This window comes from Bacillus sp. UNC41MFS5 (assembly GCF_000686805.1).
Window position 1 is genome coordinate 415919 of the sequence record NZ_KK366017.1, and the last position, 17358, is coordinate 433276.

Here is a 17358-nt window from a genome sequence, read left to right on the forward strand (position 1 = left end):
AGGGAGGGACATTATGTCTATTTTACCGAAAAAAAATGAACTGGGATTTTTTGAAATTCGTCTTGAATCAATTGGCGGGTTAGGTGCTAACCTAGCTGGAAAAATGTTGGCGGAGGCAGGGGTTTTAAGCCTGGGCTTGAAAGGATCCAATTTTTCATCCTACGGGTCAGAAAAAAAGGGCTCTCCAGTAAAGAGTTTTATCCGCTTCTGTGAACCAGCTGTGGAAATTAGAGACCATAGTCCAATTGAACAGCCACATATTGTTGGAGTTTTCCATGAAGCCTTATATAGAACGGTAGATGTTGTTAGCGGATTAAATGCTGATGGAATCGTTCTCGTTAATACAGCGAGGGAATTTGATGAAGTAAAAAAAGATTTACAATTAGAATACGGAACACTTGCCATAATAGATGCTCTATCCATTGCCGTTGAGGAAAAAACGAAAGTAAATACAGCCATGCTAGGTGCACTATATCGCATTTGTGACTTTTTAGATCCAGAATCAATGAGAGATGTAATTAGGAAAACGTTCACAAAGAAATATCCTCATCTTGTTGAACCAAATATTCGTACATTTGACCGAGGTTATAATGAGGTTCAATTTAAAACATACCAAGTACCAGCCGAGGCGGAAGGTAAATCTTTTACACGCCCGTTGCCATTACTTGGATACATGACCCAGGAAATTGGTGGGGTCATGGTTTCACAAGCTAATAGTATTTTTAAAGATTTAAGCGGTTCACGCCAAGGATTCCTTCCAGAATTCCAACAAGAGAAATGTATTAACTGTGCTGCATGTGATAATGTTTGTCCGGACTTTTGTTTTGTTTGGGAAGAAGGAGAAGATAAGCGAGGCAGAAAACAAATGTTCCTTAAAGGTATTGATTATCAATACTGCAAAGGCTGCCTAAAATGCGTGGAAGCCTGTCCAACAGATGCACTTGGTGATCTTCGTGAATTGCTTGGGTATGCAGATGACCACCGCGTTAAGCAAAACTTTCCGTATATTGCAGGAGGGGTCCAATAATGTCTATTTTAGAAGATAAATTAACAGCAAAAAGTATAGCAGAACAAATTTCTACTTTTGAATCAGGGAATGAGATGGCTGCAATGGCCGCAGCACAAATCAATTATCATATTATGGGGTACTTCCCAATTACACCGTCCACTGAGGTTGCTCAATTTTTAGATCAAATGAAAACACGTGGAGAACATGATATTAAGCTGATTCCTGCAGATGGTGAGCACGGTTCCGCTGGGATTTGCTATGGTGCAGCAGCAACAGGTGCACGGGTAATTAATGCAACAAGTGCAAATGGATTCTTGTATATGCTTGAGCAAATGCCAGTCCAATCAGGTACTCGTTTTCCAATGGTTATGAATCTTGTTACGCGTGCTGTCAGTGGTCCATTAGATATTCGCGGTGATCACTCAGACTTATATTACGCTTTAAATACGGGCTGGGTAATATTAACAGCAAAAACACCGCAAGCTGTTTATGATATGAATATTATGGCATTAAAAATTGCGGAACATTCTAAAGTCCGTTTACCTGTTATTGTTGCTTATGATGGATTCTTTACTTCCCATCAAAAGCGCCGGGTTGAATTCTTCAAGGATTGCAGTGTTGTGCAGCAATTTGTAGGTGAGTGCCCAACAGATTACAACTTTATCAGGGATTTAAGTAAACCAGTAACGATTGGTGCGCATATGAGCGGGGATGATTTCCTCAATAATCACTTCCAACAGTCAGAAGCAATGTATAATGCTGGTGAGGTATTTAAAGAAGTAGCTGAAGAATACGCTAAGCTTTCGGGAAGAGAATATCCTGTACTAGATTTATATAAAATGGAGGATGCAGAAGTAGCTTTATTTCTATTAAACTCTGCTGCAGAATCTGCTAAAGATGTTGTGGATCAACTTCGTGAAAAAGGAATAAAGGCTGGTGTGATCAGCCCGAATATTATTCGTCCATTCCCAGCAAAAGAAATTCGCGAAGCTCTTAAGAATGTAAAATCATTATTAATTGGGGAACGCGCGGATTCCTATGGAGCCAATGGTCCTAACCTTACACATGAAGTGAAATCTGCACTTCAAGATGACAAAGACAACAAGACGATTGTGTTAAGTCGCGTTTTTGGACTTGGCGGTAAGGATTTCTATGCAAGTGATGCAGAGGCTTTCTTCGATATGGCATTGGATACACTGGAAAAAGGCTATGCCGAAAAGCCATTTGATTACTATGGACATGTCCCTGGCAATCCTGAGAAAATTCTTAAGCCAGTCATTTTACCACAACATGGTGATGTCTTTAAAACCGGATTAATCGATGTGAGAATGGATGAAGAAACAAATAAATTAAAAGTGAAAATTCCACCACTTCGGGCCTTAACTGGTAAACCAAAACGAATTGCATCAGGTCATGGTGCATGTCCAGGCTGCGGAATTTTTGCTGGTCTTGAGTTGTTCTTTAAAGGAATTGAGGGTGACATCGTTACTCTATTCCAAACAGGCTGTGCGTATGTAACAACTACATCCTATCCAAGCACATCCCATAAGCAAACAATGATGCATAATTTATTCCAAAACGGTGCTGCAACATTATCAGGTACTGTTGAAGCGTTCATGGAATTAAAACGCCGCGGTGAAATTCAGGTATCCGATGATGCTACATTTGTGATGATTACTGGCGATGGCGGAATGGATATCGGTATGGGATCAGCTATCGGTACAGCTCTTCGTGGTCATAAGCTAATTATGCTTGAATATGATAATGAGGGCTACATGAATACCGGCTCACAGATGTCTTATTCCACGCCAATAGGTCATATGACAAGTACTTCAGGTGTAGGAAAAACACAGCGCGGTAAGGCTTTCCATCATAAAGATACAGCACAAATAATGGCTGCTACGAATATTCCATATGTATTTACTGGTTCCGAGGCATTCCCTCAGGACTTAGTGAAAAAGGGTGCAAAAGCACAATGGTATGCACAAAATGTAGGAACAGTTTATGGGAAAATTCTCATTACATGCCCGCTTAACTGGAAATCCGATGACCGTTTTGGCACAACCATTGTGGAGGCTGCGGTAAACTCTTGTTTCTTCCCGCTTTATGAAGTCGAACAGGGTGTTACAACAATCACTTACAATCCAGAAGAAAAGAATAAACGAATTCCACTCTCGGATTGGTTAAAGTATATGGGTAAAACCAAACACCTTCTAAAAGAAGAGAACAAGCCAATGTTAGAAGAGTTTGAAGCTGAAGTTGAGAAAAGATGGCTGCGTCTAAAAGCAAAAGATGAAAATCCAATGTTGTAAATAGAAGAGCCTATAAAAAACACTTCCTTTGGGGAGTGTTTTTTATAATTATTGACATGGCTAATCTAATTTGATATATATCTAATTAGATGATTGTTGAATAATTAAAAAAGCGAGGTAGGACATTGATCCAGTTAGATAAAATCGTATCTTTTTATAAAACAATGGGAGACCCTACAAGAATTCGGATTGTGGCCATATTGGCGAAAGGTCCACTCCATGGTCAGGCGATTGCTGGAAAGCTTGGCTTGTCTGCTCCAACGATTACACATCATTTAAAGAAATTACGGGAAATTCATGTTGTTTATGACAGAAGAGTCAAGAACACTATCTACTTTTACCTAAATGAATCACTGATAAATCAGCAGGCAAAGGTGTTTACAGAACTGTTAGAAAAAAAGGGAGAGGAGTTGGATGAAATGGTTGAGTCCAGTCTCGAGAGACAAAAAATCATCGAAAATTTCTTTACGAAAACCGGGAAACTAAAAAATATTCCAGCACAACGAAAAAAGAAATTAATCGTATTTGAACACTTGATACGCGGGTTAAAAATGGGTGAAAAGTACGAAGAAAAACAATTAAATGAGTTTATAAAACAATTCCATGACGACTATGCAACCATTCGCCGGGAATTTATCATAAATCACTATATGTTTCGTGAAAATGGTATTTATGAACTAAATCCAGAAGAAATGTGGGCAAAAATTGACTAGAAAAGCAATCCGAAGTGGATTGCTTTTCTTAGCTATACTAGCTCTTTTACAGTTACGATAAATGATGTTAGGTCCTTAATTTCTTTTCGTTGTTTAATAAGGATTTTTCCGAGCTCTATCGTTTTTTGTTTAGCAGTGATTCTGGTTTGCTCGTCCTTAATCCCATCTAAATCTGCAACATGAGCAAGTCCAATGGTTCTTCTGATTAATTCACAACCGGCAAACCCAAGGGAATCCTCAAAATACTTTGTTAAATGGAAATTTAAGAATGAAGAAGTTTTTACTGCAGCCTCTTTATTTTCTGTATTCCATAGAAGTGTATATTGTTCTTCAAATACATTCCATACCGTTTCAATGTGATGGATGAAAAGGTCACGTTTTTCATCATTCACAATTACTTGAAAGAGTAAATTCGCAAATACTTGACCGATATCAAAGCCAGCAGGTCCGTAGAAAGCAAATTCAGGGTCAATTACCTTTGTTTCAGAATTACCAGCAAACACACTTCCAGTATGTAAATCACCATGCAGGAGGGCTTCAGCCTCTGTTAAAAAGCATTTCTTCAAGACATTTACATGAAACTTTAGTTCATCGTCATGCCAAAGAGCTTCGACCGCGGGACGGAGACTATCTTCAAATTCGTTTGTATCTGCATCAATAAAAGGGTCGGTAAAAATCAAATCCTCGGTGATTTTGCATAATTCTGGATTTATAAATTGGCGGACACGTTCTTTTTTTACTCCAGGGCCTAATCCGTAATCCGAGGTGTAGAATAATGTCTTAGCCAGATATTCCCCCAAATGTTTAGCAATTAATGGATAGGTTTCACCCTTAATAAAGCCAGTTCTAGCAATCAAAAGATGGGAAAGATCCTCCATAATAGTTACAGCAAGTACATCATCGGTGAATAATACTTTAGGAACATAATCAGGAGAGATTTGCCCGAATATTTTTAAGGCATCTGCTTCAATCTTTGCTCTTTTCAGTGTTAATGGCCAACTTTCACCAACTACTTTTGCATAGGGGAGAGCTTGTTTGATAATAATACTTTTTCCTTTCAAATCTTCAACAATATGAAAAACAAGATTGAGATTTCCGTCGCCAATCTCTTTGCAGGAGAGTTTAGCATGCGCTGGAAAAATATTTAATTCAAGTGCAAGTTCAACAGCACTCTCGTTTGTTAAGGGTTGATATGTTTTCTGTTTTAGTAGACTCATAATGGATCCTCCTTGTTTTTTGGAGGCTTGATCGTGCACTCTGGCACAAAAAAGCCTCTTTCTCATTTGAAAGAGGCTCGGGAAGACAGTTAGTCTATCGCACCTCTCATCTCTCAGAAAGATAATCCTTCTGTTGGAATTAGCACCGTGCCTTACGGGGATTACTAAGCGCTAAAGCGCTCTATTATCCAATGGGTTTAAGGTCGGTTGCTGGGCTTCAAAGGGCCAAATCCCTCAGCCAGCTCATGATAAGAGAATATTTATTTAACTGGTAAAAATCATATCAACAATAAAATAATATTGTCAATATTTTTTGAAAATTAATTATAGTATTCTGGTTTTCTATCTGTGAAAATAGGGATTTGTTTGCGAATCTCTTTGACTAAGTCCATCTCAATTTCAGCTGATAAAATTTCTTCGCTTTCACCAGCTTCCGCGATCACCTCACCCCATGGATCGATAACCAACGAATGTCCTGCGAAATGGTTATTTGGGTCATGACCGGAACGATTACAGGCGATGACGAAACATTGATTTTCAATTGCTCTTGCTATTAATAGGGCTCTCCAATGAGACAAGCGCGGCGCAGGCCATTCAGCTACTACAAACAGTGCTTCAGCCCCTTCTGATGTATGTGCACGAATCCACTCAGGAAAGCGAATGTCATAACAAATGGTCCCTGCAAATTTATTATTTTCAAATTGAAAAAGTCCTTTTTGCGATCCTGCTTCTAAATAAACATGCTCATCCATTAGCTTAAACAGGTGAAGTTTACTGTACTGGTGAACAAGTTCACCCTCCTTATTGACGATGAGCAAGGTATTTTTTATACCGTTTTCTTCCCGGTTAGCTACAGATCCGCCAACAAAATTCACTTGGTATCTTTTTGCTGCCTTTTGAAGGAATTCAATTGTCTTACCAGCATGATTATCAGAAATTTCATTAAGACGAGTTAAGTCATACCCCGTTGTCCACAGCTCTGGTAGAACAATGATATCGGGCTGGTCAGCTGCAGCCTTTTCAATGAGTCTTTCAGCAGATTGATAGTTTTTATTTGGATCACCAAAAGCAATATCCATTTGTAAACATGAAATTTTTAATTTCACGAATCTTCACCTCGTTTGAACTTTCAGAATTTAATCTTTACAAGCTGTTATAAAAGTTATATCATTTGTGACTAGAATTTAACAATAGAATAACTTTTAATAAATTATTAAAGCAGGTGAGAACCATGAAACAATTTCCATCATCAGAACTATTAAACAGTCTTCCTAAGCAGTTTTTTGCTTCACTTGTTAAAAAAGTCGGCGAATATATTTCACAGGGGTATGATGTGATTAATTTAGGGCAAGGAAACCCAGATCAGCCAACACCAGCACATATCGTAGCAAAACTTCAGGAAGCCGCAGTGAATCCTTTAAATCACAAATATTCTCCCTTCCAGGGGCACAGTTATTTAAAACAGGCTGTGGCTGATTTTTACTTAAGGGAATATGATGTAACCATTGATCCGAATAAAGAAGTGGCCATCTTGTTTGGTGGTAAAGCGGGTCTTGTCGAAATTCCCCAGTGCTTATTAAATCCAGGCGATACCGTCCTCGTACCCGATCCAGGCTACCCGGATTATTTGTCAGGGGTTGCACTTGCAAAAGCCGAAATGGTTACGATGCCGCTAAGGGAGGAAAATAATTTTCTACCGGATTATGGTGAGTTGAATGGGGATGTTTTAGATAGAGCAAAATTAATGTTCCTCAATTATCCTAATAATCCAACTGGTGCGGTAGCTACTCATGAATTTTTTGAAGAGACAATCAAACTGGCGAGTGAACATGATATTTGTATAGTCCATGATTTTGCTTATGGTGCCATTGGGTTTGATGGAAAGAAACCAGTGAGTTTCCTGCAGTCTCAAGGAGCAAAGGAAGTTGGAATTGAAATTTATACATTATCAAAAACTTATAATATGGCAGGCTGGCGTGTTGGTTTTGCGATTGGGAATGAGAGCGTCATTTCCGCTATTGAACTTTTACAAGACCATTTGTATGTCAGTTTATTTGGAGCCGTTCAAGAAGCTGCTGCAGAGGCATTAACGGCATCTCAAGATTGTGTAAAGGAATTAAACGAGTTGTATGAGCGAAGAAGGAATGTTTTGATTGATGGGCTTCGTTCCTTAGGTTGGAATGTCAACGCACCAAAGGGATCCTTTTTCGCGTGGCTTAAAGTTCCTGAAGGCTATTCCTCTACGGAATTTGCCAATATTCTCCTTGAACAGGCCCATATTATGGTTGCACCTGGAATTGGATTTGGTGAATCTGGAGAGGGGTATGTTCGGGTGGGATTACTTTCAACAGAAGAACGATTAGCCGAAGCCGTCGAAAGAATTAGTCGTTTAGAAATATTCAGTTAAATCGATTGACATTTTATTTTTTTCTTGCGATAATGCAAATTAAAGTTAAACACATTAATAACTTAATAAAATACGAATCGTTTTCTTATCAAGAGCAGGCGGAGGGAAAAGCCCAATGAAGCCCGGCAACCGACTTAAATCTAGTTTTAAGCACGGTGCTAATTCTTGCAGCAACAAGGCTGATAGATGAGAAGATGTTAGTTTGCGGCTAACCTCTTCTTTGTTGAAGAGGTTTTTTATGTTTGAATAAAAGGAAGTGTTTTTATAATGACTGAAATTATTGCTACATATCTACTAAATAACGAAAAGAAACCATCCAATAAGGCAGAAGAAATTGCCCTTGGATTGACAGTTGGGTCATGGACGAATCTGCCTGAATTAGAACAAAACCAATTGCGTAAACATAAAGGAAGAGTCGTTTCAGTCGAAGCGAATCCCACAGTAACAGAGGAGCAAGCAACGATTAAAATTGCCTATCCAACAATAAATTTTTCTAATGATATTCCCGCTATATTAACCACCGTTTTCGGTAAACTTTCATTGGATGGAAAAATCAAATTACTTGATTTGCAATTTGATGAGGGATTAAAGAGGCAGTTCCCTGGTCCAAGATTTGGGATTGATGGACTAAGGGAGAAATTAAACGTTAATAATCGACCATTATTAATGAGTATCTTTAAAGGTGTGCTCGGGAAAGACCTCACGTTTTTAGTCGAACAGTTAAAACAACAAGCCCTTGGTGGTGTTGATTTGGTGAAGGATGATGAAATCCTATTTGAAAATGAATTAACACCATTTGAAAAAAGAATTATCGAAGGGAAAAAAGCACTGCAAGAAGTATATGACCAAACAGGACACCGCACTTTATATGCTGTAAACCTAACAGGCAGAACTTCGCAGCTGAAAGAAAAAGCAAAAAGGGCTGCTGAGCTGGGAGCAGATCTCTTATTATTCAATGTTTTTTCCTATGGGTTAGATGTGCTTCAGGAATTAAGAGAGGATGATGAGATTGCATTGCCGCTAATGGCACATCCTGCTTTCAGTGGTGCAATTGCATCATCTCCTGTGTATGGAGTTTCCTATTCATTATTACTTGGTAAACTGCTTCGATATGCCGGTGCTGATTTGTCATTGTTCCCATCGCCGTACGGGACAGTTGCATTAGAAAAACCCAAGGCACTGTCGATTGCTAATGAATTAACAAGTGAGGACAGCTTTAAAAAGTCCTTCCCAGTGCCATCAGCTGGAATTCACCCTGGCTTAGTTCCATTGTTAATAGGTGATTTTGGTATTGACTCGTTCATTAATGCAGGCGGTGGAGTACATGGCCATCCAGACGGTGCCCGTGGCGGCGGTCTTGCATTCCGACAAGCGATTGAAACTAATCTCCAGGGCAAGTTATTGGCTGAAGGGGCTGAAAACTATCCTGAACTAAAACTAGCACTAAAGCTATGGGGAAATGCAGAGGTAACAGTATGACAAAACCTGTAATCTTTTGTGACTTTGATGGAACCGTAACGGAAAGTGATAACATCATCCGAATGATGGAAGAATTTGCTCCTCAGGGATGGGAAGACATTAAAGATCAAATTCTCACTCGCCAGATTTCCATTAATGAGGGAGTAGGAAAATTATTCTCCTTATTACCTAGTCAATTGGAGGGAGAGTTGACTGCATTTGCAATTGAGCATGCAAAAATCCGCCCAGGATTTAAAGAATTTGTAGAATTTGCGCATAAAGAAGAGATTCCTTTATATATTGTAAGCGGTGGGATTGACTTTTTTGTTAATCCAATATTAGAGAAGTTTGGACCATTTGATGGTATTTATTGTAATGAATCTGATTTTTCAGGTGAGAGAATTAAAATTCTTTGGCCGAATGAATGCGATTCGTTATGTGACAATAATTGTGGCTGCTGTAAGCCGAGTATTATTCGAAAGCTAAACCATGAAAACGATAGTTTCAAAATTGTCATTGGAGATTCAGTCACAGATCTTGAGGCAGCGAAACATGCTGACTTTGTATTAGCAAGAGATTTACTGCAGGAGAAATGTGAGGAATGGGGCATTAATCATCGAGGATTTAGTACGTTCTTCGAATGTATCGAGGAAATTAAAAAAAGAATTGAGGTGGGGGAACTAAAATGTTAAAGGAAAGATGGAATGAATTAGCAGATGTAAAAGATGAACTTGCAAATCGGGACTGGTTTATGGGTACGAGCGGTAATCTAGCGATAAAAGTAAGTGATCATCCACACCAATTTTTGGTGACAGCTAGTGGTAAGGATAAGCGGAAACGTACGGATGAAGATTTTTTACTTGTTGATGAGTTTGGTCACCCTGTCGAAGAAACACATTTGAAACCCTCAGCAGAGACACTTCTTCATGTTGAAATCTATCGTAAAACGAACGCTGGATGCAGTCTTCATGTTCATACAATTGACAATAATGTTATATCAGAAATATATGGTGATCAAGGTGAGGTCACCTTTAAAGGACAAGAACTAATCAAAGCATTTGACATGTGGGAAGAGGATGCAACATTAAAAATACCGATCATTCGCAATTATGCACATATCCCGACACTTGCGGCTAAATTTTCTGAACATATTTCAGGAGATACAGGTGCAGTGTTAATACGCAACCATGGAATTACGGTATGGGGGAGAACTGCTTTTGAAGCGAAAAAAATCCTTGAAGCTTCTGAGTTTTTATTTCGATATCAGTTACGCTTATTAGAACATAAACCATATCAATTATTAAAGTAGTATAACCTACAAAAGTGGAAAGGAAGAATAAAAATGGCATATATTACATTTCAAAACAAAGAAGATGAAATTCACGAACAAGGAAGGGTAGCAAGTTTCCTTGAATCACAAGAAGTTATTTATGAAAATTGGGATATTAGCAAACTCCCATCTGAACTGGTAGAAAAGTATCTGTTGAGTGAAGAAGAAAAACAAGAAATTCTAAGTGCTTTTGCTGAAGAAATCTCAGATATCTCTGCTAGACGAGGTTATAAAGCACAGGATGTCATTTCCTTGTCAGAAAATACTCCGAATTTGGATGTCTTGCTGACAAATTTTAAAAACGAACATCATCATACAGATGATGAAGTTCGTTTTATTGTCAGTGGTCACGGTGTATTTGTCATCCAAGGAAAAGATGGTGAGTTCTTTGAGGTACATCTAAATCCTGGCGACTTGATTTCTGTCCCGGAAAATACGAGACACTATTTTACCTTAGAAGAAGACAGAAAAGTTGTCGCAGTTAGAATCTTTGTAACCTCTGAAGGATGGGTTCCGATTTACGAGAGATTAGAAGTTCAATAATAGTAAGAGAAAAACTGGCTGTCGTTAACCGCAGCCAGTTTGATTGTCAAGAAGTGTATTTTTCTTGGCAATTTTTTTTATCAGGATTTAATAATTGATTGTTTCTGCGAATGGGCCTGTTGATTTCCGCTCCGGGCACTCGCTTTCCGCGGGGAGGTCCGGGAGCCTCCTCGGCGCTTTGGCGCCTGCGGGGTCTCCCGTGACCTCTCTATCCCGCAGGAGTCGAGTGCCCTCCGCTCCAATCAACAGGGTGTCAAATCAACCCAAGTATTGCCACACACTTTTGCTCCTCTTTCTTTATTTGTTGCAATCTTTATTATATTTTTGCAGGCTACAATATGGAGAACCTATTCATTCATCGCTAAAAACATATTCCTATTCACTTTGGTTAGATTCGTTTGGCTTAAACATTGAATTCTTAATATTTATTGAGTTGCAGACCTTTATTGATACACATGTTGATTGGAGCGGAAGGTGCGAAGACTCCTGCGGGAGTACGGGGCAGGTGAGACCCCGCAGGAGCGCAGCGACGAGGAGGCTCGCCGTCACGCCCGCGGAAAGCGAAGCACCTGGAGCGCAAATCAACAGACTTGTCGCAAAGCCCTAAAGAAAAAAGATAATACTGGAATAGGGCTTCTGTGAAAAATGGGGAATTTTGTCGCAAAATCGATATATTCCATGAGGAAATTGTCGAAAAACAAAAGAAATAGAATGTTTTGTCTACTTTTGCGAATGTGTTTACTTTTATCAAAATTCTTGTCATAATTCATCAAGTAGTCTAAATTTTAGTGGTTTACAGTAATTGGGTAATAGGTAGGGGGATACACATGTACGAGCATTGTAATAACCATAATGAAATGATTGAAAAGATAAAGGAAAAAAGACAACTAATGATTAATAGTGCCAACTCACTTGGGTTTACGAGTGAAGTAACGATCAAATATAGTCAAGAGCTGGATGAATTAATAAACGAGTATCAAAAGGCCATGAAAGGATCCTCCAGGCCAAATGATGAAATCAAGTTTGCTTTTAAACAGATGATTATGATTTGGCCTAAAATATTGGTTTAATAACAATTCGAAAAAATCCATATCGATTTGGCCCCGTTTAAAATCCTATGAAAAAATATCAATAATGTACACCATGACCAGCAGTCCCATGATAAATGCATAGGTGGACACCCGCTCATTTCCGTCTCCATGGCTTTCAGGTATTAATTCCTTATAAATGATAAAGAGCATAGCTCCGGCTGCAAAAGAAAGCCCATAGGGTACAAGACCCTGAACATAGGATGTCAAAAAATATCCTAATAATGATGTAACGATTTCAATGGCTCCCGTTAAGGTCGCTATAATGAAGGCCTTCCACTTACTAATCCGCTGATTAATTAAAAATAAGGCGACAAGAAGGCCTTCCGGTGCATTTTGAAATCCAATTGCCAGAGCGATAAGATTTCCAGTATCGCCCTGCTCCGATGCGTAGCTGACGCCAACTGACAATCCTTCAGGAATATTATGCAGAGTAATCGCAGAAATAATTAAAAGAGCTTTCTCGTCAAATTGAATTCCAGTTTTGTTATGCTGTAAGTCTATATGAGGAATATTTTTTTCTAATAGAGTCAGCGTCCATACTCCAAGACAGATTCCTACAAAAAGTGATGCAAATCCACCGTATTTCAATGCCTCAGGGATCAAACCTATCGTAGAAGCTGCCATCATAATACCAGCACTAAAGGCTAATAAAACATCCTTCCAACGATGTGTAATAGAATGTTGAATAAAAAGAATGATTAGTGCACCTGCCCCAGTAGATAGCGCCGAAAGTACACTGCCAATAATAACCTCATTCATCACATATTTCCTTCCTAATCCAATAATCCAAAACAAGACATCTACAAAATTAGACATGAACTGTGATTTTTATCATTGTTTATATCTAAATATTTCATATAGTTATATTAGTACTATTTATCAAATATTTACATCACGATTAACTACATATCTTACCACAACTTGTCATAACTTCAAATTGTTAATACTTTTAACACTACCTCTTAGATACAGCACAAAGATTTGTTTGGAATCTTTTAATCATCACTAGTTTAAGTAAAATCCAGTAAGAAAATTAGAAATCTATCATTGTTTGGTACTATGCTTCTGTTGCGATACATATATCGTTAATAAAAGCATTTTTCAACCATAAGGGAGCAAACGCTTTCACTAATTCTAGAGATCATATGGAGGAGGGAAATTCCTACATGCATATTGTCGTATGTGTCAAACAAGTACCCGATACAAAAATTATTAAAATCAACCCAAAAACGAACACACTCGACCGCCGCAGTGCACCTGCCATCTTGAACCCTTACGATGCCCATGCTGTTCAGGAAGCGGTAAAAATCAAGGAAAAAACTGGGGGGACCATTTCCGTTTTATCAATGGGTCCGCCGCAAGCGACTGATATCATTAAAAAAAGTGTAGAAATAGGTGCAGATAAAGGATATCTCATTTCAGACCGTGCCTTTGCAGGCGCAGATACACTGGCAACTAGTTACGCTCTTTCAAAAGCATTAGAAAAAATCAATAAAGAACACCCAGTAGATATGATTATTTGTGGAAAGCATGCAATCGATGGTGATACAGGACAAGTTGGGCCCGGAATCGCAAGAAGAATGGATATCCCGCCAATAACCAATGTAATTGAAGTGTCTGAGGTCAATCAGAAAGAAAAGACAGTACTGATAAAACGAAAATTAACAAACGGCTATGAGTTAATTCAGTCAGAAATACCTTGCTTATTAACAGTTGAAAAAGAGATTAATGAGATTGAGTATTCACCAATGCCCAACATGATTAAAGCTGCAAGGTATGAACCTACTATATGGGCAGTAAGTGACTTTGAAAATGTTGAACGTTCGCAGCTCGGACTAAAAGGATCACCAACAATTGTAGGGAAAATGTTTACACCGCCTCGTCCAGAAGGTGGAAAGAGACTAGAAGGTGCTGCCGATGAGCAGGTTAAGCAACTTATGGACCTTTTGATGGAGAAGAAGGACCTATTAACAATCCAGACAGCTAAATAATAAGTTGCAATTTTTTGTCAAGGGGGGAATTTAACATGAATCTAGACGATTATCGTGGAGTCTGGGTATTCATTGAACAAAATGATGGTAGGGTCGAAGGCGTTTCTCTAGAATTACTAGGTGCCGGAAGAAAGTTAGCGGATAAATTACAGGTCCCATTAGCTGGCTTTTTACTTGGTCATGAAATAAAACCATTGGAGAATAAAATCATTTCCTATGGCGCAGATATTGTGTATATGGTTGATCATCCTGTTTTAAAGAATTATCGTACAGAATCATATATGAAGGGCGTAATGTTCCTCGCTGAAAAATACAAACCAGAGATAATTCTTTACGGTGCAACCCCTAACGGGAAAGATTTAGCAAGTGCTGTAGCTACAGATTTAAATACAGGTTTAACGGCAGATACAACCATGCTAGACGTGGATATTGATAATAGATTGCTAGAAGCAAGCAGACCTGCCTTTGGCGGTAATATTATGGCAACTATCCTTTGTAAAAAACATCGACCGCAAATGGCAACAGTGAGACCAAAAGTAATGAAGGCATTAGAACCAGAGTCAGGGAGAACAGGCAAAATCATTGAGGAAAAAATATCACTTCAAGAAGAAGATATGCGTACAAAGGTATTGCAAATTGTGAATGACGTAACAAATAAAGTCAATTTAGCCGATGCCCATGTCATCGTCTGTGGTGGAAAAGGATTGGGGGATTTGCAAAACTTCCAGCTACTTTATGAATTTGCAGAGACAATTGGAGCAACCGTTGGTGGAACACGTGATGTTGTTGAAGCTGGCTGGCTCCCGCATCACCTTCAAATTGGTCAAACAGGTGAAACAGTTACTCCAAAAATTTATTTTGCCGTTGCCTTATCTGGAGCCATTCAGCATGTTGTTGGTATGAAAAATTCTGATTTAATTATTGCGATTAACAAAGATCCCAATGCACCTATTTTTGATGTTGCGACATATGGAATCGTTGGAGATGCCCTGGAAATCATTCCAAAATTAATCGAACAATTTAAGCAGCTAAGATCTGTAAAAGGCGGTGAAATGAGTTATGTCTGAAAAATTTGATGTGATTGTCGTTGGTGCTGGACCAGCAGGTACTTCATGTGCGCTCACCTGTGCAAAAAGTGGACTAAGCGTTTTACTACTTGAAAGAGGGGAATACCCTGGGGCTAAAAACGTAATGGGCGGGGTTTTGTACCGTAAGCAAATGGAAGAATTAGTTCCTGAATTTTGGAAGGAAGCACCTCTGGAACGACCAGTTATTGAACAGCGTTTTTGGATGATGGATAAAGAATCTGTTGTTCAATTTGGTTACAAAGGTCTCGAATGGGGTAAAGAACCATATAATAATTTTACAGTCTTACGCGCACAGTTTGACCAATGGTTTGCCAAAAAGGCAGTAGATGCAGGTGCCCTCCTTATAAATGAAACGGTAGTAACTGAATGTATAGTTGAAAACGGCAAGGTCGTTGGAGTTCGTACTGACCGTCCAAATGGTGAGGTGTATGCGAATGTCGTTGTGCTTGCAGACGGGGTTAACTCGCTCCTTTCAAAACAGTTAGGCTTCCACAAAGAATTTCGACCAGATGAAGTTGCTTTAACAGTAATGGAAGTGATTAATTTACCAAAAGAAAAAATAAATGATCGTTTTAATTTGGAAGATAATCAAGGGTGTACGATTGAAATCTTTGGTGATTCAACAAAAGGAAACCTCGGAACAGCGTTTGTATACACCAATAAAGAAAGCTTAAATATTGGGGTAGGTACAACACTATCGAGTATGATCAAGGCGAAAATAAAGCCATATGAGCTCCTAGACTACTTAAAAACTCATCCCATGGTAAAACCAATGCTCGCTGGGGGAGAATCTGCTGAATATCTTGCCCATCTTATACCAGAAGGCGGCTACCGTTCCGTTCCTAAAGTGGCTGGAAATGGAGTTATTGTCGTTGGAGATGCAGCACAGCTGGTCAATGCGATTCATCGTGAAGGTTCGAACATGGCGATGTCATCTGGAAAAATGGCAGCAGAAGCTGTAGTCCAGGCACATAGTCGTGGAGATTTCAGTGAATCAAGCTTAAATAGCTATCGTGAGGCACTGAATAGTAGTTTCATAATGAAAGATTTAGAGAAATATAAGGATGCTGCACATACCTTTGAGAAATATCCACAATATTTTAATGAATATGTTCCAATGATGAATAAAGCCATGAGCAAATTCTTTACCGTTGATGGAACACCAAAGCGGGAAAAACAAAAACAAATCATGAAGAGTGTGACATCCGAACGTGGAACTATACGCGTGATACAAGATATTTATCGAGCTTGGAAGGCGGTGAAATAATGTCAACGAAAAATATCGAGGAAAAACAGTATCTCCTCCGTTTTAAATGTGATACAAAATCTCATTTGACCGTACTGGATCATGACGTCTGCATGACAAAATGTCCCGATAAACTTTGTACAGTATTTTGCCCTGCTGAGGTTTATAAGTGGGAAGGAACACGCATGCAGGTAGGCTATGAGGGCTGCCATGAATGCGGAAGCTGCCGGATTGGCTGCCCATATCAAAATATTAAATGGGAATACCCTAAAGGCGGACATGGAATTGTATTTAGGTTAGCCTAAGTTTCAAATGAAAAAGTGCTGTCTGCAACATGCAAACAGCACTTTTTTTATGTAGATTTTTCATTTTTACTATATGTGGGTTATTTCACAAATGAGGGTAAAAAGAAGGTGAAGCAGATGGTAATTTGTTAGGGGTTAGCTTATTTTCTCTAAAAGCGTTGCTGAAGAAAGTCTATCGTTTTTGCCTGCTGTAACTAGAGATGATGCAAATGCGTTTGCATGATCAATTAACTCCATATTTGGAGAACAATAATATGGATTTTTCCAATTGAAGTCTCCTTCACAATCAGCAGGGTATATACTTACTTTCCAATGAAAAAATATTTTTGTCTGTGGGAGTTGAACCCCTTCTACGGCAATCAGCCAATGGGTTGAAGGTGAGTTCGCATAGTATGCACTGGATTCCTGTAAGGCAATTTGGTCATTTACACCAATGGGGATTAGTGCCTTTTGATAAAAGTCGTGATAATTTGGGGTTTTCATTTCTTTTCCCTCCCTAATATTTGTCTACCTCTATTATATGAAACATTTAATCTTTTTTTGTGTGATAAATGTTAAAATTATTAAAAAAATTAGTGAGCTTTCATTAAACTGACAAAATTTCATTAATTGATTCACAATTTTGCAAAAATGTGAGCAAAGTCACTA

Annotated in this window: 17 protein-coding genes and 2 riboswitches; of the genes, 13 read left to right on the forward strand and 4 right to left on the reverse strand. The window is 38.7% G+C overall.

The window, feature by feature from the left end:
* Positions 1–13 precede the first annotated feature (13 nt).
* The 3 genes from BR30_RS0118395 to BR30_RS0118405 all read left to right on the forward strand — a co-directional run bounded on the left by BR30_RS0118395 (position 14) and on the right by BR30_RS0118405 (position 4034).
* On the forward strand, positions 14–1027 hold the full coding sequence (locus BR30_RS0118395; RefSeq protein ID WP_026566255.1) for a 2-oxoacid:acceptor oxidoreductase family protein: 1014 nt from the start codon (positions 14–16) through the stop codon (positions 1025–1027).
* Positions 1027–3321 carry a thiamine pyrophosphate-dependent enzyme gene (locus BR30_RS0118400; RefSeq protein WP_026566256.1) on the forward strand — a complete coding sequence of 765 codons (2295 nt, stop codon included), beginning with the start codon at positions 1027–1029 and terminating at the stop codon, positions 3319–3321. Before BR30_RS0118395 ends, BR30_RS0118400 begins: the two co-directional genes overlap by 1 nt.
* Positions 3322–3449: 128 nt before the next feature.
* Entirely contained in the window at positions 3450–4034 is a 585-nt protein-coding gene (locus BR30_RS0118405; protein WP_026566257.1) for a DUF2087 domain-containing protein, read from the forward strand.
* Positions 4035–4066: 32 nt separating this feature from the next.
* Here BR30_RS0118405 and mtnK read toward each other — a convergent pair whose 3' ends face one another.
* On the reverse strand, positions 4067–5251 hold the full coding sequence (gene mtnK / locus BR30_RS0118410; RefSeq protein WP_026566258.1) for an S-methyl-5-thioribose kinase: 1185 nt from the start codon (positions 5249–5251) through the stop codon (positions 4067–4069).
* Positions 5252–5354: 103 nt separating this feature from the next.
* A riboswitch (SAM riboswitch) is annotated at positions 5355–5506 on the reverse strand.
* A gap of 65 nt (positions 5507–5571) precedes the next feature.
* Entirely contained in the window at positions 5572–6357 is a 786-nt protein-coding gene (locus BR30_RS0118415) for a carbon-nitrogen family hydrolase (RefSeq protein WP_026566259.1), read from the reverse strand.
* A gap of 125 nt (positions 6358–6482) precedes the next feature.
* Between BR30_RS0118415 and BR30_RS0118420 the strand changes: the two genes are divergently transcribed.
* The 6 genes from BR30_RS0118420 to BR30_RS0118445 all read left to right on the forward strand — a co-directional run bounded on the left by BR30_RS0118420 (position 6483) and on the right by BR30_RS0118445 (position 12059).
* Positions 6483–7658, forward strand: coding sequence for a pyridoxal phosphate-dependent aminotransferase (locus BR30_RS0118420; RefSeq protein ID WP_026566260.1), 1176 nt, complete (start codon positions 6483–6485; stop codon positions 7656–7658).
* A gap of 82 nt (positions 7659–7740) precedes the next feature.
* Positions 7741–7851, forward strand: a riboswitch (SAM riboswitch).
* Positions 7852–7925: 74 nt separating this feature from the next.
* Positions 7926–9137, forward strand: a complete 1212-nt coding sequence (gene mtnW, locus BR30_RS0118425; RefSeq protein WP_026566261.1) for a 2,3-diketo-5-methylthiopentyl-1-phosphate enolase — start codon at positions 7926–7928, stop codon at positions 9135–9137.
* A complete protein-coding gene (locus BR30_RS0118430) occupies positions 9134–9808 on the forward strand; it encodes a 2-hydroxy-3-keto-5-methylthiopentenyl-1-phosphate phosphatase (RefSeq protein WP_026566262.1) in 675 nt (224 codons plus the stop codon). The genes mtnW and BR30_RS0118430 overlap by 4 nt, the downstream gene beginning before the upstream one ends.
* The gene (locus tag BR30_RS0118435) at positions 9802–10425 is read left to right on the forward strand and encodes a methylthioribulose 1-phosphate dehydratase (RefSeq protein WP_026566263.1); all 624 of its coding nucleotides are present in this window, start codon (positions 9802–9804) and stop codon (positions 10423–10425) included. The genes BR30_RS0118430 and BR30_RS0118435 overlap by 7 nt, the downstream gene beginning before the upstream one ends.
* Before the next feature lie 33 nt (positions 10426–10458).
* Positions 10459–10989: a 1,2-dihydroxy-3-keto-5-methylthiopentene dioxygenase gene (locus BR30_RS0118440; RefSeq protein WP_026566264.1), complete on the forward strand. Its 531-nt coding sequence runs from the start codon at positions 10459–10461 to the stop codon at positions 10987–10989.
* 827 nt (positions 10990–11816) lie between these two features.
* Positions 11817–12059 carry an aspartyl-phosphate phosphatase Spo0E family protein gene (locus BR30_RS0118445; protein WP_026566265.1) on the forward strand — a complete coding sequence of 81 codons (243 nt, stop codon included), beginning with the start codon at positions 11817–11819 and terminating at the stop codon, positions 12057–12059.
* A 45-nt stretch (positions 12060–12104) separates the two neighbouring features.
* Here the strand turns inward: BR30_RS0118445 and BR30_RS0118450 are convergent, their stop codons facing one another.
* Positions 12105–12839, reverse strand: a complete 735-nt coding sequence (locus BR30_RS0118450; RefSeq protein ID WP_026566266.1) for a ZIP family metal transporter — start codon at positions 12837–12839, stop codon at positions 12105–12107.
* Between the two features lie 407 nt (positions 12840–13246).
* Between BR30_RS0118450 and BR30_RS0118455 the strand changes: the two genes are divergently transcribed.
* The 4 genes from BR30_RS0118455 to BR30_RS0118470 are packed head-to-tail and all read left to right on the forward strand — an operon-like array spanning position 13247 to position 16710.
* Complete coding sequence (locus BR30_RS0118455) at positions 13247–14071, forward strand: electron transfer flavoprotein subunit beta/FixA family protein (RefSeq protein WP_026566267.1); 825 nt, start codon at positions 13247–13249, stop codon at positions 14069–14071.
* 35 nt (positions 14072–14106) lie between these two features.
* On the forward strand, positions 14107–15138 hold the full coding sequence (locus BR30_RS0118460) for an electron transfer flavoprotein subunit alpha/FixB family protein (protein ID WP_026566268.1): 1032 nt from the start codon (positions 14107–14109) through the stop codon (positions 15136–15138).
* A complete protein-coding gene (locus tag BR30_RS0118465) occupies positions 15131–16426 on the forward strand; it encodes an FAD-dependent oxidoreductase (protein ID WP_026566269.1) in 1296 nt (431 codons plus the stop codon). Before BR30_RS0118460 ends, BR30_RS0118465 begins: the two co-directional genes overlap by 8 nt.
* Complete coding sequence (locus BR30_RS0118470; RefSeq protein WP_026566270.1) at positions 16426–16710, forward strand: ferredoxin family protein; 285 nt, start codon at positions 16426–16428, stop codon at positions 16708–16710. The genes BR30_RS0118465 and BR30_RS0118470 overlap by 1 nt, the downstream gene beginning before the upstream one ends.
* Before the next feature lie 135 nt (positions 16711–16845).
* On the opposite strand, the gene BR30_RS35345 is transcribed toward BR30_RS0118470, so the two are convergent.
* Positions 16846–17193 (reverse strand): hypothetical protein, encoded by a 348-nt coding sequence (locus BR30_RS35345; RefSeq protein WP_051633679.1) that lies wholly within the window; start codon positions 17191–17193, stop codon positions 16846–16848.
* Between the last annotated feature and the right edge of the window lie 165 nt (positions 17194–17358).

Excerpts from the sequence above, each read along its gene's own strand:
- BR30_RS0118450 (WP_026566266.1), bottom strand. The coding sequence starts at position 12,839 with ATGAATGAGGTTATTATTGGCAGTGTACTTTCGGCGCTATCTACTGGG.
- BR30_RS35345 (WP_051633679.1), bottom strand. The coding sequence starts at position 17,193 with ATGAAAACCCCAAATTATCACGACTTTTATCAAAAGGCACTAATCCCC.
- mtnK (WP_026566258.1), bottom strand. The coding sequence starts at position 5,251 with ATGAGTCTACTAAAACAGAAAACATATCAACCCTTAACAAACGAGAGT.
- BR30_RS0118470 (WP_026566270.1), top strand. The coding sequence starts at position 16,426 with ATGTCAACGAAAAATATCGAGGAAAAACAGTATCTCCTCCGTTTTAAA.
- BR30_RS0118400 (WP_026566256.1), top strand. The coding sequence starts at position 1,027 with ATGTCTATTTTAGAAGATAAATTAACAGCAAAAAGTATAGCAGAACAA.
- BR30_RS0118445 (WP_026566265.1), top strand. The coding sequence starts at position 11,817 with ATGTACGAGCATTGTAATAACCATAATGAAATGATTGAAAAGATAAAG.
- BR30_RS0118395 (WP_026566255.1), top strand. The coding sequence starts at position 14 with ATGTCTATTTTACCGAAAAAAAATGAACTGGGATTTTTTGAAATTCGT.
- BR30_RS0118460 (WP_026566268.1), top strand. The coding sequence starts at position 14,107 with ATGAATCTAGACGATTATCGTGGAGTCTGGGTATTCATTGAACAAAAT.
- mtnW (WP_026566261.1), top strand. The coding sequence starts at position 7,926 with ATGACTGAAATTATTGCTACATATCTACTAAATAACGAAAAGAAACCA.
- BR30_RS0118420 (WP_026566260.1), top strand. The coding sequence starts at position 6,483 with ATGAAACAATTTCCATCATCAGAACTATTAAACAGTCTTCCTAAGCAG.
- BR30_RS0118465 (WP_026566269.1), top strand. The coding sequence starts at position 15,131 with ATGTCTGAAAAATTTGATGTGATTGTCGTTGGTGCTGGACCAGCAGGT.
- BR30_RS0118435 (WP_026566263.1), top strand. The coding sequence starts at position 9,802 with ATGTTAAAGGAAAGATGGAATGAATTAGCAGATGTAAAAGATGAACTT.
- BR30_RS0118440 (WP_026566264.1), top strand. The coding sequence starts at position 10,459 with ATGGCATATATTACATTTCAAAACAAAGAAGATGAAATTCACGAACAA.
- BR30_RS0118455 (WP_026566267.1), top strand. The coding sequence starts at position 13,247 with ATGCATATTGTCGTATGTGTCAAACAAGTACCCGATACAAAAATTATT.
- BR30_RS0118430 (WP_026566262.1), top strand. The coding sequence starts at position 9,134 with ATGACAAAACCTGTAATCTTTTGTGACTTTGATGGAACCGTAACGGAA.